This is a genomic window from Pantoea sp. X-Soil-MYKO-1289 (genome assembly GCF_059730625.1).
This window is the reverse complement of the sequence record NZ_AP036004.1, coordinates 2,464,495-2,485,277: the sequence shown is the minus strand read 5'-3', so window position 1 is coordinate 2,485,277 and position 20,783 is coordinate 2,464,495. Positions and strand designations below refer to the sequence as shown.

The window sequence follows — 20,783 nt, the reverse complement described above, 5'->3', positions numbered from 1 at the left end:
TTCATGCTAAAACCACAATAATAAAGGCGCCTCAGAGCGCCTTTATTTACTCTGCCTTAAAACGTTTCCCAGTTATCGTTGCCGGAGGTCGCCAGCGCCGGGCGCGGCGTCAGGCGCGGCGATTTCAGCGCGGGCGGGGCAGCGGCGGCCGTTGCCGTTGTCAGCGCCGGCGCGTCCTGCAGGCGAAACGCGGCGACAGCTTTGGTGAGTTTACCTGCCTGATCTTCCAGCGATGCGGCGGCCGCAGAGGCCTCTTCCACCAGCGAGGCGTTCTGCTGCGTGACGTTATCCATCTCGGTGACCGCCTGGCTGACCTGCTGAATGCCGCGGCTCTGTTCATCCGAGGCGGCGGCGATCTCCGCCATAATATCGGTCACGCGGCGTACCGCTTCGACGATCTCGCCCATGGTTTCGCCCGCTTCGCCGACCTGATGCGAACCGTCTTTAATCAAATTGACCGACTCCGCAATCAGCGACTCAATCTCTTTGGCCGCCTGGGCGCTGCGCTGCGCCAGGCTGCGCACCTCGCTGGCGACGACCGCGAAGCCGCGGCCCTGTTCGCCGGCGCGCGCCGCTTCCACCGCAGCGTTCAGCGCCAGAATATTGGTCTGGAAAGCGATGCTGTTGATGACGTTGGTGATTTCGGCGATTTTCTTTGAGCTGCCGGAGATATTGGTCATGGTTTTCACCACGCCGCTCACCAGCTCGCCGCCGCTGCGGGCTTTGCCGGAGGCGTCTGCCGCTAGCTGGCTGGCGTGGTGGGCGTTCTCGGCGTTTTGTTTTACCGTGGCGGTCAACTGCTCCATGCTGGCGGCGGTCTGCTCCAGCGCGGCGGCCTGCTGCTCGGTGCGGGAAGAGAGATCGGTATTCCCGGCGGAGATTTCGCCGGAACCCTGATAGATCGCCACCGCGCCTTCACGCACCGTGCCGACGGTTTTCACCAGCGAATCCTGCATCAGCTGCAGGTTATGCAGCAGCGTGCCAATTTCGCTGCGGCCGTGCGGCTGCGGCGGAGCGGTGAGGTCGCCCTGGGCAATGCGCTCAATACGCGCGACCGACTGGCGCAGCGGGCTGATGACCACGCGACGCAGGAACACAAAGGTCATCAGCGTCAGCAGCAGGGCGGCGGCGAAGGCAACCGCCATCGCGATAAAGCCGATGCGCGACTGATGCGCCGCCGTAGCGTTGATGGCGTCGGCACGCTGGTTGCGCAGTTTGATCGCCTGTAGCAGCACGTCGTTATAGGCGTTGTCGAGTTTGCGCGTGACGTCGGTCTCCTGCGCGATAATACCCTCGAAGCTGCCCTGTTTGCCGGCATTGATCATCGGCTTCAGACCCTTTTCGACGTAGTCGTTGAAGCGCGCCGTCAGCGGGCCGTCGAGCGCGATATCTTCAGGGGTTTTGACCTTGCGATCCTGATAAACCTTAAAGCCTTCCTGCGCCTGCTGAATTCGCTTCTCGGTCGCGGCGATACTGGCTTTAAACTCATCCATCTCGCCGATGCGAGCGGCGGCGCCAGCCTGAATAATATAGAGACGCGCGGTGCGCAGATGGTTAGAGCTGTTGGAGATCCCCATACGTACCTGGATCTCGTCGGTAGCATCCTTAAGCGACTGGTTGCTCTGAATGAGAAAATAGCTGGCAAGGGCGATACAGAGGGCAAACAGCAGCAGAATACCGCCGAAAATCATACTGAAGAGCGGCACCAGGCGCAGGTTGCGCCACAGGCCAGCCTTGGACGGCGTAGAAGAATCCAGTGGTGTGTTCATATCCTTGATCTCATTTCGGGGTTATGAAACTAACATCGGCAAAGAGAGGGAAAGGGTTAGAGAGGGTAGTGAGATCTGGCTCGCAAAAAAGGCGAAAAAAAACCGGCCTGGCGGCCGGTTCTTTCGCGAGTTGATTATCTCACATTGACATAGATACCTGACGTCACATTGTCAGTTAAACGCACCACATGATAGATAACCTGTTTGTTGTGGGTTTTGATCTTGCGTTTAATATTGCCTTTGTGTGACGAAACGGTCTTGGCCTTAATTTGCATCTTGTCTGAGATCTGAATGGTGTCATGACCTGACATCCACATTTTCAGCATATTTGACTCCGTCTGACTTAATGTCAGAGGGTGTACATCCAGACCTGATGAAATACGGGTAGACGCGTTGAGCTTTTTCTGCAAATAAGTGCTGAGTAAGGAGTCAAGTGTCGTTGTTTTTATCGATTTTGACGTAATAATCAAGTTCTTACGAACGTAGAGGTATTCCTCAAAATGGATATTAGAAATGGCCATGAAGATGAAAAACAGCGTTTCCGGGTGCTGCATAATAATATTTCGGATGCGGTCGCTGGAATCTGATTCATGGATAAAACATTCTTCGTTAATAAACACTACGCCAGGTTTTAACTGTTCGCAGCGCTGCTGTAATTGCTCAATATCGGAGACAGAAAAGATGTTTTTCTTTTTGACTCCCTTACAGGACATATAGTCCGATAATCCCAGGCGTGTGTAGTTGCATGAATCCATAATAATCGTTGGCATGTTTAGCGACCCTCACCAATTTGTTATCCGTTTAAATCAACGATGAATTACGCGTTGCGGTACGAGAGAGATTTCTAAGACACTTTTTTATTCTGCTCAGCAGTCTGGCGACAGGCCATACGCCTGCCAAAAGTATTCTTCCCTGACCCGTTTCTGCAAAGTTGTTTTTGTGCTGCCTTGACGTCACTTATCCCTCCAGTGATAGCGGGAATCGCTGGCGGTTTGCAATAAGCGTGCATAACACCCTGTTTTGAGATCCTCGTCACTATCGCGCATAACACAGTCAATTCTGATAGGACGATTCTTAAAAACATTTGATTCGCGAAAGTGTGACGTTTTAGCGAGTGTTGACAATGCCGGAAAAAAAAGGTCCTGACAAGAAAAATCGTTAAAGGATTTTTTTTGTTCCAAAACAATCTGTTGCCGATTTTGTCAACGATTCCACCAAGTTAGCTGTGCCGGGAATCTGTGAAATAAAATACTTGAAGCGCGGTTTAATAAGAATAATTTTCAGAGTTACTTCTCACTTATCAGAATTTCCTTAGTTGATTTCTGAGAAAACTGGTTTGAAAAATGCACAGAATGTTTTAGGTGGCTTAAGTATCACTTTAGAAAGATAGTGAGATACTTAATCATCAGGGGTGAGACAGTTCCGAAAGGAACTGGGCGAGCAAATCAAAGACTTCGCTGAACAGATGCTCACAGAAGGGCGCAACCAGAGGCATCATCAACCCCATGGTCAAAATTCCCACTGTTAAGGTAATCGGGAAGCCAACCGCGAAAATAGAGAGCTGAGGTGTAACACGGTTTAACAAACCCAGTACCAGGTTAATCAGAAGCAGCAAAACGATTAAGGGTAGCGCTAACATCATGCCATTAAGGAAAATTAAACCGCCTGCTTTGACCAGTGCATTAAAAGCATTGGCGTTTAACGGCTGCCCGCCAATCGGCAATGTATGAAAACTGTCCGCCAGCAACGAGATCAGCCAGAGGTGTCCGTTGAAGGTCAGGAACAGCAGCATTGCCAGCATATCGAGAAAACGGGCCAGAACCGGCATATTCAAGCGACTGCCTGGATCGAAAAAGGTGGCGAAAGAGAGGCCCATCTGTAAACCGATCACCTCGCCAGAGAGGCGCACCGCAGCAAACGCCAGCTGCATCGTGAACCCCAGCCCGATACCAATCAGCATCTGCTGCAGCAGCAGCCAGAAGCCAGCGGGCGAAAACAGCGTTACCTCGACTGAAGGCAGCGTTGGCACCATTATCCAGGTGATTAACGCCGCCAGGCCGATTTTGACGCGCTTGCTGATAGCGCGCTCGCTCAGCAGCGGCGCGGTGGCGAACAGCGCCAGCATACGCGCCAGCGGCCAGAAAAACTGACTGACCCAGTGAACCAGCTGGTCGCTGTCGAGAGTAACCATTAGCCGATCATGTAAGGCAGGTTGCTAAAGAGGGTGCGGATATAGTCCAGCACCAGATTCAGCATCCAGGGTCCGGCAATCACGCCCGTCGCCGCCACGGCCAGCACCTTCGGTATAAAAGAGAGCGTCTGTTCGTTCACCTGGGTCGCCGCCTGCAGCAGACTGATAATCAGCCCGCTGACCAGCGCCGCCAGCAGCAGCGGCGCGGCGAGCATCAGCGCCAGGCGCAGCGCATCCTGGCCCATTGCCATAACGGATTCTGGCGTCATTAGTTTCTCCGGGAAATCGGAATAATCAGGAATAGAAGCTTTGCGCCAGCGAACCGACCAGCAGCTGCCAGCCATCCACCAGTACAAACAGCATCAGTTTGAACGGCAGCGAGATGGTTGCCGGCGGCACCATCATCATCCCCAGCGCCATCAGCACGCTGGCGACCACCAGGTCGATAATCAGAAACGGGATAAAAACGGTAAAGCCAATCTGAAAGGCGGTCTTCAGCTCGCTGGTGACGTAGGCGGGCAGCAGAATGCGCATCGGCACCGCTTCCGGCCCTTCGATAGGCGGGGTGTTCGCCAGGCGGGCAAACAGCGCCAGGTCCGCTTCGCGCGTCTGACGCAGCATAAAGTCGCGTAGCGGCTGTGCGCCTTTCTCCAGCGCGACGTCCATGCTGATCTTGTCCTGGCTAAAGGGCAAATAGGCGTCGTCGTAAATCTTGTCGAAGGTCGGCGCCATAATAAAGAAAGTCAGAAATAGCGCGAGGCCGAGCAGCACCTGATTCGGCGGCGCAGAGGGCGTGCCGAGGGCGTTGCGCAGCAGGCCGAACACGATGATGATGCGGGTAAAACTGGTCATCATCAGCAGCACGGCGGGAATAAAGGTCAGCGAGGTGATAAAAACCAGCGTCTGCACCGGCAGCGACCAGCTTTGTCCGCCATTGGGCAATGCATGGCTCACCAGTCCCGGCAGCTGGGCGTGAGCGGCCGGCGCCAGCAGCAGTAGCGGCAGAAGAGAGAGCAGTCGACGCATCATTGGGGTTTTCCGGGACGTTTAACCAGATTTTGCAGCAGCTGACGGAAATCTTGCGGCGCGGCGGCGGCAGGCGGACGGGCATCCGGCGCGACCGGCGGCAGCGTGTGCAGATGGGTAATCTGCGCCGCCGTCACGCCCAGCACCAGGCGCGCCTCGGCGGTATCCACAATCACCACGCGTTCGCGCTGGCCGACCTGCACGCTGGCGCTCACCTTCAGCGCCTGGCTGCTCACCGTCTTCGGCGCGAAGCCGAGGCGGCGCGCCAGCCAGGCGCAGGCGAGGATCAGCAGGACAATCACGGCCAGCACGCTGCTGACCTGGGTCACGACGGAACCGCCGGAAATGGCCGGCGCTGCGGGCTGCAGCGCGTGGGACTGGGTGTTCATCATGCTTAGCGGCTCAGACGACGCATACGTTCAGACGGCGTAATAATGTCGGTGATGCGTACGCCATATTTATCGTTAACCACCACCACTTCGCCCTGGGCGATCAGGTAGCCGTTAATCAGGATATCGAGCGGCTCGCCCGCCAGACCGTCCAGCGCCACCACGGAACCCTGCGTCAGGCGCAGCAGCTCTTTAATGGTCATTTTGGTGCGGCCCAGTTCGACGGTAAGCTTGACCGGGATATCCATAATCAGGTCGATGTCCTGCAGCGAACCGGCGGCGGCGCTGCTTTCGAACGTTTTGAAGACGTCGTCGGCCTGCGGCGCGCTGCTAACGGCCTGCTCATTCATCGCCTCAGCCCACAGATCGTCCGCAGAGATGTCGTCGGACGGTTTATTGCTGTCACTCATTGGGCTGTTCCTCATTCAGCGAATTCAAAATCGGGTTAATCAAATGCTCGACGCGCAGGGCGTACTGGCCGTGCATGGTGCCGTACTGACTGGTCAGCACCGGGACGCCATCGACGTGCGCGATAATGCGCTCTGGCTTCTCAATTGGCAGCACATCGCCGGGCTTCAGCTGCAAAATGCGCGACAGCCGCAGCGAGGTTTCGGCAAAGTGAGCGATCAGCTCCAGTTCCGAATGCTGCACCTGTTTCACCAGGTTCTCGCGCCAGTGGTTATCCTCGGTGCGGGAGTTCTCCAGCGGCGGGTTAACCAGCAGTTCGCGCAGCGGCTCAATCATCGAGAACGGAATACAGATGTTGAACTCGCCCACCAGGTTGCCAATCTCGACCTGGAACGGCGTGTTGACCACGATATCGTTCGGCGAGGTGGTGATATTGGTGAACTTCACCTGCATTTCGGAGCGGACATATTCCACGTCGAGCGGGTAGATCGCCTTCCACGCGTCGCTGTAGCCTTCCAGCGCCAGCTTCAGCATGCGGCGGATCACGCGCTGCTCGGTGTGGGTGAACTCACGGCCTTCCACCTTAGTGGGGAAGCGGCCGTCGCCGCCGAACAGGTTATCCACGGCGATAAACACCAGGCTCGGCGAGAACACCACCAGCGCCGTTCCGCGCAGCGGTTTCAGGTGGATAAGATTCAGGTTGGTCGGCACCGGCAGGTTGCGGGCAAACTCGTGATACGGCTGAATCTTGATCGCACCGACGCTGATATCCGGGCTGCGGCGCAGCAGGTTAAACAGCGCCATACGGAAATGTCGGGCGAAACGCTCGTTAATAATCTCCAGCGCCTGAAGGCGCTCGCGCACCACGCGACGCTGGGTATTAGGGTCGTAAGGACGAATGTCGCCTTCCGGCCCGCTTTGACTCTTTTCATCTACCGCGCTGTCACTGTCGCCATTAAGCAGCGCGTCAATTTCAGCCTGGGAGAGAATGCTATCGCCCATTGGTTTACCTCAAAATGAAGGCGGTAAACAGTACGTCATTTACCACCTGCGCAGGCTGTCCTTTCACCAGCGGAGGTGACAGCACCTGCTTAATCTGTTCAATCAGCGCTTGCTTTCCTTGCTCCGACGCCAGCGCGGCGGCGCTCTGTCGCGACAGCAGCAGCAGCAGGCGGCTACGTACTTCCGGCAGATAATCATTCATCCGACGACGGGTATCCTCGTCCGGCAGACGCAGGGTAAAGCCTACGTACAGCACGCGGTCCGGATCGTTGTCGGGATTGATCAGGTTGACCGTAAAGGTATCAAGCGCAAAAAAGACGGGAGCGGGTGGCGGTTCTACTTTCGCAGCTTCCGGTGCGCCACTCTCATGTTTATTCATCATTCGCCAGACTGCATAGCCTGCCACGCTACAAGCGGCCAGCGTTACAATGAGCAACACCGGAATTAAGAGTGAACGTTTGCGGCCTTTTGCTTTCGCGTTATCAGACATTTTTGCAGTAACTTCCTGTGAATTATGGGCAAACCTCTCGGTTTGCCTGGACAGATTATCCCGCGTCTTAAGTCAAACAATGGGAAGAAAAGACGCGGGTTTTACGCTTACCTTCAGCGTTTGTCGCTGTCAGGCAAAAGTATCGACAGCGCCGGTGCCGAGGATGCGCGCCTGAAGGGCGGCGGGAACGGCGATCGGCGTTATCTCGCTATCGTCATCCTGGGAGAGAGAGAAGGTGCCGTGCTGTCCGTCGCGGCGCGCCTCCTGCTGCTGTTGCTGCTGCTGGAAGCCCTGGCTCTGCGCGAAGCTGTCACTGCTTACCTGACTCTGTCCCAGGTTAATGCCGCTTTCCGCCAGCGCGTTACGCAGCTGCGGAAGGGCGGCTTCCAGCGCGGCCCTGACGTGGCTGTGGCTGGAGGCCATATTGATCTGCGCCTGGTCGTTATCCAGCTTCAGGCTGATCTGGATGGCGCCCAGATCCGCCGGATGCAGCCGCAGCTCGGCGTTTTGCTGGCCGTTGCGGGTGAACATGACAATCTGCTGGCTCAGGGCCTGCTGCCATTCGTCGCTGCCCAGCTGCGCGTTGAGCATCGGCGTCGACGGCGTGCTGGTCGTGGCCGAGGCGGTCTGCATCGTCAGCGGCGCCGCGCTGCTGCTAATCGGCGCGCTGGTCAGTGCGTTGCTGTCCGTCTGCGTCAGCGGCGCGCTTTTTTCATCCTGCCTGCTGACGTTGCTCAGCGCCTGCTGAAAGCTGCCGTCCAGCGTCAGCGGCGCACTGGCGTTGGCCGTGCTCGCTGCCGCGCCGGCTGATGCGGCGTTCAGCTGTGTCGGGCTCGCCTTTGTCTCAGCGTGCGCTGGCGTGCTGGCCGATGGCGACGCGTTATGCGCCAGCGAATCGCTCAGCGCCTGGCTCAGCGTCGAGAGCGCATTGCCAGCGAGCGCGCCGCGGCGCATGTCGGCGCCTGACTCGGCGGCGACGGAAGCGGCGGAAACGCTGCTCTGCGCAATCGGCGACGTCGGCAGCATGGCGAACAGCGCCTGCATGGTCTGCGCCTCGCTGCTGGTTAAGGTTTCCGCGCTCGCCTTATCCTTATCATCGGCGGATTTGGTGGCGGCTTTAATATTTTCCGGCGTCAGCAGCGCATTCAAACCCTCTGTTTTGTCAAAGGCGGTCAGCAGCGCGTCGGGCAGGCCCTTCGACGCAGGCGCGTCCTCTTTTTCCTCTGCGCTTTCAGCAGATTGCGCCGCGTTTCCCTGCTGTTTCGCCAGCGTCAGCAGGCGGTTGCCCAGCTCGGTGAGAAAGTCCTGCGGCAGCGATTTGACGCTGGACAAAACCTCAGCGGAATCTGAACTTTTCAGCTCGCCCTTCGCGCTGGCGGCGGTGGCAATATTTGGCAGCGTAATCATTCGCCTTTCCTCAATGCGGCCCGTTGGGCGTATTCATCCATCCGTTTCTGATCGAGACGGTTTTCTACTCGTAATGCGTTGTCTGCCGCGCGGCTGATCAGCGTCTGATAGGCGTTAAGGCGCTGCTGCTTCTCGCGCCAGCTGGCCAGCGCCTGCTCCAGACGCTGATTCCACTGTCTCAGCTGAGCGCGATGCTGCTCGATCGCCTGTTCCAGCGTCTGAATAAACTGGTGGTAGTTGGTCCAGCGCGTCGTGGCGATGCCGCCAGACATATCGCTGTTTAGCTTGTTGCGGTACTCATCCTGGTAGTCGAGCAGCATGGTGAGCTGCTCGTCCGCCTGGCGCACGCCGCGGCGCATATCGCCGAGGTGCATCACCGCTTTCTCCAGATCCTGCTCCGCTAAATCGCGCAGCGTGTCGATGGCACTGGCGCTCTTCATCGCTTACTCCTCCCGTTACGCCGCCGTTAGCCGAACAGCGCATGCAGATGCAGGCAGGCGTCGTCGTAGTGGCTGCGTTCAAAAATGCCCTGTTGCAGAAAGGCTTCCATCTGCGGGTAGAGGCGGATCGCCTTGTCCAGCATCGGATCGCTGCCTGCGGCGTAGGCGCCGACGCTCACCAGGTCGCGGTTGCGCTGGAAGCTGGAGAGCAGCTGCTTAAACTGACGCACCCGCGCGTAGTGATCCTCATCGATCAGCGCGGTCATGGCGCGGCTGATAGAGGCCTCGATATCGATCGCCGGGTAGTGGCCCGCTTCGGCCAGCCGACGCGACAGTACGATATGGCCGTCGAGAATGGCGCGCGCCGAGTCGGCGATAGGATCCTGCTGATCGTCGCCTTCGGTCAGTACGGTATAGAAGGCGGTGATCGAGCCGCCGCCGTGCGTGCCGTTGCCGGCGCGTTCCACCAGCGCCGGCAGCTTGGCGAACACCGACGGCGGATAGCCTTTGGTGGCGGGCGGCTCGCCGATGGCCAGCGCGATCTCGCGCTGCGCCATGGCGTAGCGCGTCAGGGAGTCCATGATCAGCAGCACGTGCTGGCCGCGATCGCGAAAATCTTCGGCGATGCGCGTGGCGTAGGCGGCGCCCTGCATGCGCAGCAGCGGCGAGACGTCCGCGGGCGCGGCGATCACCACCGAACGCGCGCGGCCTTCGGCGCCGAGAATATTTTCAATAAAGTCTTTTACTTCGCGGCCGCGCTCGCCGATCAGCCCGACCACGATGACGTCCGCCTGGGTATAGCGCGCCATCATGCCGAGCAGCACGCTCTTACCGACGCCGGAACCGGCGAACAGGCCCATACGCTGGCCGCGCCCGACGGTAAGCAGGGCGTTGATGGCGCGTACGCCGGTGTCGAGCACGTCGGTAATCGGCGTGCGCTGCAGCGGGTTGAAGGGCGGGGTGATCAGCGGCGCGCGGTAGCCGGTATCGGGCGACGGCAGACCGTCGAGCGGCTTGCCGCTGCCGTCGAGCACCCGGCCCAGCAGTTCAGGGCCGAGCAGCAGCTGTTTGCCGCTGTGGCCGCTGTCGCGCGCATAAACGCGGGCGCCGGGCAGAATGCCGTCGACCTCTTCCAGCGGCATCAGAAAGAGCTTCTGGCCGTTGAAACCCACCACTTCGCTTTCGACTTCGGTCAGGTTTTTGCCGTCGTTGCGTTCGATAACGCAGGTGGCGCCGAGCGGCAGCTGCAGGCCGGTCGCCTCCAGCACCAGGCCGGTGGCGCGCGTCAGGCGGCCGTAGCGGCGCACCGGCTGCACCTGCGCGATGCGGGTTTCAAAGGCGTCAAGCGCGCCTAGCCAGCGGGAAAGTCGCGAGGTCATTAAAACTCTCCTGGCGCGGCGAGACGGCACAGCTCCTGCCAGCGCGTCGCCACGCTGGCGTCGAGATCGCCATCTTCGGCGCTCAGCTTGCAGCCGCCAGGATGCAGCGTGCTGTCGGCCAGCAAACGCCAGCCGTGCAGGTCGAGCGTCGGACCGAGGGTCTGCTCGATACGCTGCAGATCGTCGGGATGCACGCGCAGCTGCGGTTTGCCGCTGAACATCGGTTCCTGCTGCAGCAGCTGCTGGATTTGACGCAGCAGCGCGCTGCCGTCCACCGTGGTCGCCTGGCCAATGACCTGACGCGCGGCTTCCAGCGCCAGCTGCATCAGGCGCGAGGCGATCACGCTGTCGAGCGCCTCCAGCGAATGCTGGAACTCGGTGACCAGCTGCTGCATGCGCGCCTGAAGCGGCGCCTGCTGCTGCTGCGCATCGGCCAGCCCCTGCTGAAAGCCGGCGTCGTAGCCCGCTTTCTGGCCCTCGGCGAAGCCCTGCTGATGGCCTTCGTTATAGCCCTGCGCCTGCGACTCTTTGCGCGCCTGCTGCTGCATGCGTTCGAAAAGCTGCTGCTGCTCGTCGGCTTCCGATTCGAACGCCTCAGGCTCCGGCAGGATCTCCGGCTCCGGCTCGTCGCGGCGGCCTAAATCATCAGGCTGCCAGAGCTGCCACGGACGGGCGGAAAAGGCGTCAGACATAGGTTTCCTCGCTGCTGCCGATTACCATCTCGCCCGATTCCGCCAGACGACGGACGATAAGCAGAATAGCTTTCTGTTCGTTCTCCACCGCCGACATACGCACCGGTCCGCGGTTGGCGAGGTCGTCGCGCAGGATATCGGCGGCGCGCGCCGACATATTCTTGAGGAACTTCTCGCGCAGCGGCTGCTCGGCGCCTTTCAGCGCGACCAGCAGCTGCTCCGACTCCACTTCCTGCAGCAGACGCTGGATGCTGCGGTCGTCCACTTCCACCAGGTTCTCGAACAGGAACATCTCGTCGATAATTTTCTGCGCCAGCTCGCCGTCGAAGTCGCGTACCGCTTCGATGACCGCCTCTTCCTGCTGCGTTTTCATCAGGTTGATGATTTCCGCTGCGGTTCTCACGCCGCCCATCTTGGCGCGCTTGAGGTTAGTGCCGTCCAGCAGGCCGTTGAGCACTTCGGTCAGCTCCGCCAGCGCCGCCGGCTGCACGCCGCCGAAGGTGGCGATACGCAGCATGACGTCATGACGCAGGCGTTCGTCGAACAGCGCCAGGATATCCGCCGCCTGGCCGCGCTTGAGGTGCACCAGGATGGTCGCGATGATCTGCGGATGCTCGTCGCGGATAAGATCGGCGGCGGCCTGCGGCTCCATAAAGTTGAGCGTTTCCATGCCGCTGGTGGTCTCGCGGGACTCGAGAATATCCTCCAGCAGGCTGGCGGCGCGCTCTTCGCCCAGCGCTTTGGTCAGCACCGAACGCAGGTACTCGTTAGAGTTGAGGCTCAGCGCCGCGAACTGCTCGGCGTCGCTCTCGAACTCACGCAGGATCTCGGTGAGCTGCTTGTGCGACACCTGGCGCATATTCGCCATCGCGGCGCTCAGGTGCTGCACTTCACGCTGGTTAAGGTGCTTGAACACCTCGGCGGCGCGCTCTTCGCCGATGGTCATCATCAGGATGGCGCTTTTTTCAGTTCCGGTCAGACTCATAGTTCTTTACTCATCCATTCGCGGATAACCAGCGCAACGACGCGCGGATCGTTCTCGGACATATCGCGGATGCGCTGGCTCATCACCTCGGCGCTCATGCGGTTGCTAGACTTGCGCTCTGCATCCTGCTCATCTTTGCTGAGCTGTACGCTATAGGCTTCTTCCTCTTGCACGGCGGCGGCGCGTTGTTGTGCGGCTTCCACGGCGGCTTTTTCCGCTTCGCGTTTACGCATCAGCTGCGGACGCACCATTTTGCGGTAGAGGATGAAGGCGACCAGCGCGATCAGCAGCCATTTGCCGACGTTCATCATCTGATCGAAGAACGCCTGCTGCTGCCAGAACGGCAGGTCGCCGCTGGTTGGATCGGCTGCAGTGAACTCGGAGTTGACCACGTTGACGCTGTCGCCGCGCGGCTGGGAATAGCCCATCGCTTCGCGCGTCAGATCTTCTACCTGCTTCAGCTGCTGTTCGTTAAGGGCGATCGCCTTGCCTTTGTCGTCGGCGCGATAGTTCACCACGACCGCGACCGAGAGGCGCTGCACGTCGCCGACGTTCATTTTGGTGTGGCGAATGGTGCGGTCCAGCTCGTAGTTCACGGTATCGTCGCGGCGCGAGTTGGTCGGCACGCTGCTGCTGGCGGTGCTGGTGGTCGTGCCGTTGTTCGCGTTGTTCTGCTGGCCGTTTTGTCCGTTCTGGCCATTCTGACCGTTAGGCGCGTTGACCGGCGCGGTGTTAGCAGGCGCTGGCTGGTTGGAAAGGGCGCCCGGCACGCCGCCCGGATACGGGCTGCCGGTCTGATCGCTGGTGCTGGTCTGACGCGAGCGGATAGCGCTGCTGCTCGGGTTGCCGTTCGGCTGATACTTCTCGTCGGTCTGCTCGCTCTTGTCGAAGTTGATCTGCGCCGTCACCTGCGCGTGCACGTTGCCCTGGCCGAGAATCGGGTTCAGGATCGCTTCGATGCGCTGCTGGTAGCGCGCTTCCACTTCGGCGGTATATTTCAGCTGCGCGTCGTTGAGGTCGCGGCCTTCGCTGTCGGAACGCGTCAGCAGGCGTCCGCTCTGATCGACTACAGTGACGTTACCCGGCGGCAGGCCTGCCACGCTGCTGGAGACCATATGCACGATGGCCTGAATCTGGCCCTCATCGAGCGCGCGACCAGGCTGCAGGTTCAGGGTGACCGAGGCGGAAGGCGCTTTCTGCTCGCGCACGAACAGCGTCGGCTTCGGCATCGCCAGATGCACGCGCGCCGTTTTCACCGGCCCTAAGGTTTCGATGGTGCGCGCCAGCTCGCCTTCCAGCGCGCGCTGGTAGTTGACCTGCTCGCTGAACTGGCTGATGCCGAACTTCTCTTGATCGAGCAGCTCAAAGCCCACCGATCCGCCTTTCGGCAGCCCCTGCTGCGCCAGGCGCAGGCGCAGCTCATGCACCTTTTCCGCCGGCACCATCAGCGCGCCGCCGTTATCGGCGAAGCGATAGGGGATATTCATCTGGGTGAGCTGGGTAACAATCGCGCCGCCGTCTTCATCAGAGAGATTGTTGTACAGCACGCGGTAATCGGGCGCTTTCGCCCACAGCACCAGCGCCATCACGATGGCGATAGCGGCGGCGGCGGCAATGATAAGGGGGATACGCGGGTTAGCGCGCAGGCGAGCGATAAGGTCACTGAAACCTTTTTTGGCTGAATCCTGTGTAGCGGCTGCGCTCGCGTTCATGACCTATTCCTGCCTGACATAATTGACCGGGTTTGTTGTAGTGACAAAACAGACTCCCTGACACTGCGTAAAAGAAACTCCACTTCAATGCATGGCATTATTTTCGTTATCGCAAAATTCGATGGGCGAATAAGCCGGGTTTTTTGCGGTTATTTAGCGCCTTTGTCTCATTGACAATGTGTTAACTTTTTGAGCGTAGAAAATTCCATCTCTCTTTCAATGAGGTAACGGCATGTCCATTCAGGCAATCGACGGCGTTTTACAGCAGCTTCAGCTGACTTCGCTGCAGGCCAGTAACAAAAGCAGCGAGGCGACGCAGCCGGTCGACTTCGCCGCCACCATGAAAGCGGCGCTTGATAAGATTAGCGATACGCAGAACACCGCCCGCACGCAGGCGCAGGATTTTGAAATGGGCAAGCCGGGCATCGCGCTCAACGACGTGATGGTGGATATGCAGAAGTCTTCTATCTCGATGCAGATGGGGATTCAGGTGAGGAATAAGCTGGTGGCGGCTTATACCGATATAATGAATATGCAGGTTTAAGTGGGTAACTGTCTGATACTAATAAAAATAACTATACGGCCATTTTAGCGAAGCACGTATGTAGCACAAGATCGTTCATTTTCGTGTTGATTAGGGAAAGCTGATCCGTATTGTTCTCTGACATCCAGGCGCCATAAACCCGATAGACCATCTGCGCGGCGACGTAGTTCGGGTTTGCGCCTGCCGCCATTTTCGAACCTAATGTTCAACCTGGTTTTAGTTGGTGGCAAATTGATGTTTCCCATATGATAAGCCAGTATTCCGCCATCTTTAGGGACTCAGCCAGTCCCAGCATAAAATCGAGAAAGGCTAACAAGGGAAAATTTCTTTGCCTAAAAGATAAAATTACCCTTTTTACATAAAGTTGGCGTGCATCTTGCTATGCTTATTTTTATTTGTTAATAGAACTGTGAACGCTAATGGACTTGCTTACCCGCCTCACTTAATAAAGTAAGTTAATGCATAAAAAAGTTTATAGTTCTAAGAAAAATCGAGTCTGTTGCCACTATTTATCACTTAGGTGAAAAGCGTGATCAAATCATTCTTACAAGGCTTTCTTATATAAAGCAGTTTATCAATTTTAAATTAGTTTGATTGGTCAATAGCGTCCTTGGCACGTTATGGGGGGTACTTTTCATCTTCCTTTAAACTGCTACATTTTTTCGAATTGCTCTAATTGAAGATAAAATATTTTCAATCTTAATCCTCTGAATTAAACGGCGAGCTATTTATTTTGAAAAATATCCAGGAAATAGTAATCTGTCAACTTTATAGACGCGAGCAATAGAGCACGGAGATGATGCCGGTTATATAAACCAAATTAAATATCTGATGGTTTCTGTTGTTACTTATAAGATTAATAATGTGCTTGCATTATATATCATTAAAGCAGTAAAAATTGCAGGCTTTCTCTCATGTGTAGTATGATGCTTAAGAGGAATGTCTTGATGTGAATACTATAAAAAATCCAGAGAGTATTACCGTATCGCTATATACAATATAGCTCCCATTGAGGTGGTTAGTGCAACATTTTAGCTTGAATGATGCAAATAAGATAATTATCACTTTTATTAATTAACAACCCTCCAGGATATTAACAGTAGATGGTAAAAACACTGAGCTTTTCTAAATATGGATTACTCCTTCATTGATCTTTACAATTTATGTCGACTTTTTAACAAAAAAAACATAGAATGATAACGATTTGGTGCTTTATAGGTGCGTATGTTAGGGCTCAATTATGAAGAGTAATTCCTTGCAAGTTTCAAGAGGCGTAGCTGCTCTATTAGTAATGATTCATCACTTACTGACGCTACCCCTTCTTTACTTTAATAAAGATAGTTTTTTTAATCAGACGTCATTAAATTACATTGGCGATTTTGCTGTTTATTATTTTTTCGCGCTAAGCGGATATGTATTAACATTGTCCGTAAATAAAAAGGATGTTTCGCCTTTTAAATTTATAAAGGATAGGGTTTTAAGGATATATCCAGAATATATATTTTGGTTTTTTGTTTATGTAATAGTTTGGTGTGCTTTTTATGGAGTGTATGTTGACTACAAAGTGCCATCGAATGATGCTATCTCATGGATTTCAAACATCGCGTTATTACCTCCATTTTGGGAGGGCAAGGATTTTTCGATGATGATAGGAAGTTCATGGAGTTTGGTATACGAAATGTACTTCTATATAGTTTTTGCAGTAATGTTATTTTTCTTTAAAAAAAAGATACATATACCTATTGCAATGCTGACTCTTTTTTACGGACTTTATTACTTAGGTAACGCCAATTTCCAGATAGACAGAGGCGGATGGGTATATGCTCCCTATATAGTGACTGATTTTCATTGCATTGCATTTGCTCTTGGTTCGCTTATTTTTTACGTAAAATTTGTTGATTTTAAGAAAGCATATCTGCCGGTTTCGATAATATTAATAATTATAATGTCTGTGGTTTTATCAAAAAGGATGTATGTCAGTGATATTAACATGGTAATTATATCCTCAGTTATTTTGTACTTAATAAGGAGTGCAGATTTAACAAGAGGAAAGCTGGTTGCCTTTCTTTCTTTCATCGGCGATGCATCGTATACAATTTATATCAGTCATATGTTATTTTTAAAAGTGGCCTGGGACTTTGCGCGTTCATCCGATATCATTAGTTTAGTATTATTAAACTTATTTGCTATAGCCTTTGGGTGTATAAGCTATGTTTTAGTCTCTAAAAAATTGCTTAGTATATGCAGAAAAATATTTGTTTTGAATAAAGAGAACTCTTATATGGCTAAATAGTCTATTAACTTGTATGAGCCAGTTATGATTTCACTGAGTTGAACAGAGCCCCGGTAACGGGGCAAATGTAAACACACTGATCTATACTGTCTTTAGGAAAATTGACAAAAGAAATTATTTGAATTTTCTTTTTTCATAAGCGGAAGGCTCCTAATTCGTATTCTTTTAAAACTAAGCGCTATAAGGTTTGCTTCTTTACAAACTGATTCAATTTTTGCGTAAAAAATTGCCAGGTAGGGGCTGTCTAAAGCCCATATTGTTGTCATGTTCCTGAACTAATCAGACTTGCAATTGTGAAGTTCCGCCCATGCCAATATTTTATATCCGCAAGAGTGTTGCTATAGAGTAGTAATTGAGTGTTGCTATAGAGTAGTAATTATTGGAATAATTCATTACAGGATAAACATGTACTTATAAAAGTAATTTATTATTTCTGAACGATGTAGAGTTGTGTAATCGCATTAAGAAGGAAATAACACATTGGTGTGACCTTTTCAGTTAACGCTGTTTGTAGTTATCCTCTGTAAGTATATTTATTAAGGGGGTAAGAATGTTAGCATCATTTTTATCAGTTTTGTAACTATGATAGTAGCATAAAACAAAACAGGATGGAAAATTTTGGCTTCTAATTATTTTTTTCGAGTTATAAATGCATTATTGTCATGTTATAACCTTGTCACGATGACTTAAAGGCACGTCCTTGTGGCTTTATAATGCTATCTGCTGCAGGTTGACTTGTTGAAATCAATTAAAATGAAATCATTCTCTTTGAATAGATAGTAATCTTTTCTTTTTGCTATTGGTAATGTTCGGCAAGCTAATTCATGCGCATCTGGACGTCTTACATTATTATACCAGGATGGGTTTTCTGGTTCCATCCGGCCTTTCTCATATACATTACAGCCCACCAGCCGTTATAAAATTCTCCCGGAATCAATCTGGATAAAATGGGAAGTTTTTGCTCGGAGTTTTTATAAATTTCCGATGACGGCGCTACTCCTTCGAAAGAGAAGTTAAGCGAGTTGTCACTGTTATTCTGCGTATCCACAATTATATTTTGTGCTATGCTATCGAAAATTTTATTTTGCTCTTGATAGGCATTGCCATAAGCAAAACTTGTGAGTAATGATGAAATAAAAGGTACTATAAATATGAGCGTAAACGCTTTTCTTTTTAAAGATAAATATAAGGCAGTCGAGCTGAACACCATGAATCCTGAGAAACCAATCATAGATCTAGGAGAGAGTAAGGGTTTATCAAGAATGAGCAAGATACCTGCAGACGCAGTTAAGCATAGGAATGGTATTGTTAGTGCAATAAGATAAATTATTATCTTTAAAATACTCCTGTTAGCACTTGCTTTACGGGCTATTTTTAAAGAAGAGGCTATGGATATTAATAAGATTATTAAAATGGCCACTTTACCTAATGGATGGAAAGTAGTCAAGAATTGAAAATATTCATTTATATTTGAAAGTACTGTATTTAAAATATTGCCATTAGCAACGCCGGGATGATAAGAGTTGGCTTCTAATTGGAATATGTATTTATTTGCCAAGGAAAAGGTCAATACTGCAAGTGATAATTCGATGGCAGAAAATGAAATTCTCTTAATGATTTGTTGTGCGTCGGTTCCTGAGTTGCATTTTATGAGGAATCTTATGGCAAGCATGCAAAGTATTACATTGAATGAGGTTTGATATAAAAATAAAACAGACATTGAGCATGAAAAACCCCATAAAAAGGAATATTTAATTCTTAGGGGTTCATAACAATAGGCTAACGCTACAGCTAATGAAAGTAAAAATATTAAAGAGTCAAACCTGTATGATAACGGTTCTAGAATGAAAGGATTCGATAAGATAGAAAGAAATATAGGTATCGCAAACCATGAGGCCTTGCTGTCTATTATTCTAATAAAATGCTTTGTGCTTATTGAAAGTGCTATTAATCCTATGATTAACGGAAGTGGGAAAATGTCATACATTCTAGAACTTTGCATTAATATGACCATTACCGCTTCAGCTAAAGGTCTTCCGTCCACATTATTCCAGTGTGTATATCCTAACAGTGCTCTGCCATAATCATCATAATAATAGATGTTTGCTAATATTATCGGTGTTACAAATAGTAAGCCTACAATAATTAAAGGCGTGAGAAGATCGCCCTGTCGCTTCAAGCCTGTCATTGCTCCTTCACTCCATTTTTAATGATGTATCGTGGTCTTTTTTTAGATTCAGTATAAATTCTGCCTATGTACTCCCCTAATACGCCGATGCCTATTAGCTGCACGCCGCCAAGGAACAATATCGAAACTAAAATAGATGGGTAGCCACGAACAGGATTTCCAAAAAATAAAGTGTCGAGTATCATCCACATGCCATAAATGAAAGATATCGATGCTACAGCTAGCCCTATATATGTCCACACACGTAATGGAAACGTAGAAAAGCTTGTAATCCCCTCTAAAGCCAGATTCCATAATTTCCAGCCATTGAATTTAGATGATCCCGCTGCACGTTCAGCTCTGATATATTCAACAACTTCTGTTTTGCCACCAACCCATGATAACAACCCTTTCATAAAAAGATTTCGTTCTGGCAAAAGTTTTATATTTTCAACGACCTCTCTTGACATAAGCCTAAAGTCGCCAACATTTTCCTCTATTTTGGGCTTGCTTATCTTATTATGTAGCTTATAAAATAATTCAGCACTTTTACGCTTAATGTGGCTGTCTGATGAACGGTCAATACGTTTTGCTAAAACCACATCAGCCCCTTGCTGCCATTTCTCTATCATCAGCGGGATAACATTTATTGGATCCTGAAGGTCTACATCAATTGGAATTATAACGTCACCTGTTGCCGCCTCAAGCCCTGCAAACAAAGCAGGTTCTTTGCCAAAGTTTCGAGTAAATGAAATATTTTTAATGAGTTTATCATGGTTGGCAAAAAGTCGAATGACTGCTTCAGTACTATCTGTACTTCCATCATTAATGAAAACTATTTCAACCTCGTGCTCTGCAAAGGCCGGAAAGCCACGGACCTCTTGATGGAAAAGTGGTATGGATTCTTCTTCATTGAAAACTGGAACTACAAGTGAAATTTTCATTTCCGCTCCTTGAAAACCACAAATTTTGAGTAAATGAAGCCACAAACCAGGCTTATCATCGAGAAGATGATAAGTGTTGCGACAGGATTAGCATGGGTTTGATCTGCATACCAGCCAACAGCTGAAGCCATGCCTCCCATGAAAAAGAGATAAAGCAGATAACGCATGGTTGTCGCTTCAGCGCTAAAGGTCCACTTTGCGTTAGCAAAGAAAGAAAACGTAACTGCGAAGCAGAACGCGGCAAAGTTCGATAGAGATTGCGTCTGGCCTTCTGCATACAGGACAGTGAACACCATCCAATGAATGAGCGTATTAATTACGCCCACCGAGGCATATCGAGCGAATATCTTAACCATTAGGATTATCCCCATCTAAAGAAGGTGCAGATCTTGTCACCAGTTCGGCAGTAAGGCAAGAATGCGTAGAGATGCTTAATGAGTCCAAATCAGACGGCTACAGAGCATCGATACAGGACGTCGAACCAGATAGTCTACATGGCGGCTAGATGAAACTTAACCCCTTCCGTATACCTTATCGAAACATTATCTTTTAATGCCATTACCCTTACACGTATAGATCCGCAAGGATTAGCCAAAATGCCCCGCGATCCTGCTGCTTTGTATAAAAATTTATCGTTTTATATTTAAGTTTTTGATTTGTAATGATATTATTTAACTTTTGCATACAGCTCAGCTTTTTTCATCGAACACTCATGGTCACCGTGAAATCATCATGGCAAAAGCTCGCTTTAATTGCGTAATTGCTCACATATGTGCTGATAGGTTAAGGGGGGGTAGAGATTTTTTCTGAGAGCAACTTACTCAGGCGGTGATAATAACGGTTGGTTTGATGAAATGGGAAGTGAATAAGGTCCGATTCCTAAACACGCAAAGACGTACATCCTGGGATACTCCCGACCCACAAAAAGAAATCGCAAGTGCCCTA

Annotated in this window: 20 protein-coding genes and 1 pseudogene; 2 read left to right on the top strand and 19 right to left on the bottom strand. The window is 52.1% G+C overall.

The window, feature by feature from the left end; genetic code table 11:
• Positions 1–56 precede the first annotated feature (56 nt).
• From AC6I7Z_RS12000 to fliF, 15 genes are all read right to left on the bottom strand, one after another.
• Positions 57–1,769 (bottom strand): methyl-accepting chemotaxis protein, encoded by a 1,713-nt coding sequence (locus AC6I7Z_RS12000; RefSeq protein WP_497814362.1) that lies wholly within the window; start codon positions 1,767–1,769, stop codon positions 57–59.
• Positions 1,770–1,903: 134 nt separating this feature from the next.
• Positions 1,904–2,539 carry a transcriptional regulator RcsA gene (gene rcsA / locus AC6I7Z_RS11995; protein ID WP_033749830.1) on the bottom strand — a complete coding sequence of 212 codons (636 nt, stop codon included), beginning with the start codon at positions 2,537–2,539 and terminating at the stop codon, positions 1,904–1,906.
• A 635-nt stretch (positions 2,540–3,174) separates the two neighbouring features.
• Positions 3,175–3,960: a flagellar biosynthetic protein FliR gene (fliR, locus tag AC6I7Z_RS11990; protein WP_033749829.1), complete on the bottom strand. Its 786-nt coding sequence runs from the start codon at positions 3,958–3,960 to the stop codon at positions 3,175–3,177.
• Complete coding sequence (gene fliQ, locus AC6I7Z_RS11985) at positions 3,960–4,229, bottom strand: flagellar biosynthesis protein FliQ (protein WP_033749828.1); 270 nt, start codon at positions 4,227–4,229, stop codon at positions 3,960–3,962. The genes fliR and fliQ overlap by 1 nt, the downstream gene beginning before the upstream one ends.
• Positions 4,230–4,254: 25 nt before the next feature.
• Entirely contained in the window at positions 4,255–4,986 is a 732-nt protein-coding gene (gene fliP / locus AC6I7Z_RS11980) for a flagellar type III secretion system pore protein FliP (RefSeq protein ID WP_497815438.1), read from the bottom strand.
• A complete protein-coding gene (fliO, locus tag AC6I7Z_RS11975) occupies positions 4,986–5,375 on the bottom strand; it encodes a flagellar biosynthetic protein FliO (RefSeq protein ID WP_497815437.1) in 390 nt (129 codons plus the stop codon). Before fliO ends, fliP begins: the two co-directional genes overlap by 1 nt.
• A 5-nt stretch (positions 5,376–5,380) precedes the next feature.
• Positions 5,381–5,785, bottom strand: coding sequence for a flagellar motor switch protein FliN (fliN, locus tag AC6I7Z_RS11970; protein WP_033749826.1), 405 nt, complete (start codon positions 5,783–5,785; stop codon positions 5,381–5,383).
• Complete coding sequence (gene fliM, locus AC6I7Z_RS11965; protein ID WP_033791365.1) at positions 5,778–6,785, bottom strand: flagellar motor switch protein FliM; 1,008 nt, start codon at positions 6,783–6,785, stop codon at positions 5,778–5,780. Before fliM ends, fliN begins: the two co-directional genes overlap by 8 nt.
• A 4-nt stretch (positions 6,786–6,789) precedes the next feature.
• The gene (gene fliL / locus AC6I7Z_RS11960; protein ID WP_497814361.1) at positions 6,790–7,275 is read right to left on the bottom strand and encodes a flagellar basal body-associated protein FliL; all 486 of its coding nucleotides are present in this window, start codon (positions 7,273–7,275) and stop codon (positions 6,790–6,792) included.
• A 129-nt stretch (positions 7,276–7,404) separates the two neighbouring features.
• The gene (locus AC6I7Z_RS11955) at positions 7,405–8,682 is read right to left on the bottom strand and encodes a flagellar hook-length control protein FliK (RefSeq protein WP_497814360.1); all 1,278 of its coding nucleotides are present in this window, start codon (positions 8,680–8,682) and stop codon (positions 7,405–7,407) included.
• The gene (gene fliJ / locus AC6I7Z_RS11950) at positions 8,679–9,122 is read right to left on the bottom strand and encodes a flagellar export protein FliJ (RefSeq protein WP_033749821.1); all 444 of its coding nucleotides are present in this window, start codon (positions 9,120–9,122) and stop codon (positions 8,679–8,681) included. The genes AC6I7Z_RS11955 and fliJ overlap by 4 nt, the downstream gene beginning before the upstream one ends.
• Before the next feature lie 26 nt (positions 9,123–9,148).
• Positions 9,149–10,501, bottom strand: a complete 1,353-nt coding sequence (gene fliI / locus AC6I7Z_RS11945) for a flagellar protein export ATPase FliI (protein ID WP_033749819.1) — start codon at positions 10,499–10,501, stop codon at positions 9,149–9,151.
• The gene (gene fliH / locus AC6I7Z_RS11940) at positions 10,501–11,193 is read right to left on the bottom strand and encodes a flagellar assembly protein FliH (protein WP_497814359.1); all 693 of its coding nucleotides are present in this window, start codon (positions 11,191–11,193) and stop codon (positions 10,501–10,503) included. The genes fliI and fliH overlap by 1 nt, the downstream gene beginning before the upstream one ends.
• Positions 11,186–12,178 carry a flagellar motor switch protein FliG gene (gene fliG / locus AC6I7Z_RS11935; RefSeq protein WP_497814358.1) on the bottom strand — a complete coding sequence of 331 codons (993 nt, stop codon included), beginning with the start codon at positions 12,176–12,178 and terminating at the stop codon, positions 11,186–11,188. The genes fliH and fliG overlap by 8 nt, the downstream gene beginning before the upstream one ends.
• Entirely contained in the window at positions 12,175–13,890 is a 1,716-nt protein-coding gene (gene fliF / locus AC6I7Z_RS11930; RefSeq protein WP_497814357.1) for a flagellar basal-body MS-ring/collar protein FliF, read from the bottom strand. The genes fliG and fliF overlap by 4 nt, the downstream gene beginning before the upstream one ends.
• A gap of 232 nt (positions 13,891–14,122) precedes the next feature.
• Between fliF and fliE the strand changes: the two genes are divergently transcribed.
• The gene (gene fliE / locus AC6I7Z_RS11925) at positions 14,123–14,434 is read left to right on the top strand and encodes a flagellar hook-basal body complex protein FliE (protein ID WP_033749815.1); all 312 of its coding nucleotides are present in this window, start codon (positions 14,123–14,125) and stop codon (positions 14,432–14,434) included.
• A 31-nt stretch (positions 14,435–14,465) separates the two neighbouring features.
• Here fliE and AC6I7Z_RS11920 read toward each other — a convergent pair.
• Positions 14,466–14,624: pseudogene (locus AC6I7Z_RS11920) on the bottom strand (Arm DNA-binding domain-containing protein); the annotation flags it as partial.
• 1,050 nt (positions 14,625–15,674) lie between these two features.
• Between AC6I7Z_RS11920 and AC6I7Z_RS11915 the strand changes: the two are divergent.
• Entirely contained in the window at positions 15,675–16,727 is a 1,053-nt protein-coding gene (locus AC6I7Z_RS11915; RefSeq protein ID WP_497814356.1) for an acyltransferase family protein, read from the top strand.
• 841 nt (positions 16,728–17,568) lie between these two features.
• Here AC6I7Z_RS11915 and AC6I7Z_RS11910 read toward each other — a convergent pair.
• From AC6I7Z_RS11910 to AC6I7Z_RS11900, 3 genes are read right to left on the bottom strand one after another with little or no spacing between them, the layout of a single operon-like run.
• A complete protein-coding gene (locus tag AC6I7Z_RS11910; RefSeq protein WP_497814355.1) occupies positions 17,569–18,915 on the bottom strand; it encodes a glucosyltransferase domain-containing protein in 1,347 nt (448 codons plus the stop codon).
• Positions 18,912–19,838 carry a glycosyltransferase family 2 protein gene (locus tag AC6I7Z_RS11905; protein ID WP_497814354.1) on the bottom strand — a complete coding sequence of 309 codons (927 nt, stop codon included), beginning with the start codon at positions 19,836–19,838 and terminating at the stop codon, positions 18,912–18,914. The genes AC6I7Z_RS11910 and AC6I7Z_RS11905 overlap by 4 nt, the downstream gene beginning before the upstream one ends.
• Positions 19,835–20,194 (bottom strand): GtrA family protein, encoded by a 360-nt coding sequence (locus AC6I7Z_RS11900; protein WP_497814353.1) that lies wholly within the window; start codon positions 20,192–20,194, stop codon positions 19,835–19,837. Before AC6I7Z_RS11900 ends, AC6I7Z_RS11905 begins: the two co-directional genes overlap by 4 nt.
• Between the last annotated feature and the right edge of the window lie 589 nt (positions 20,195–20,783).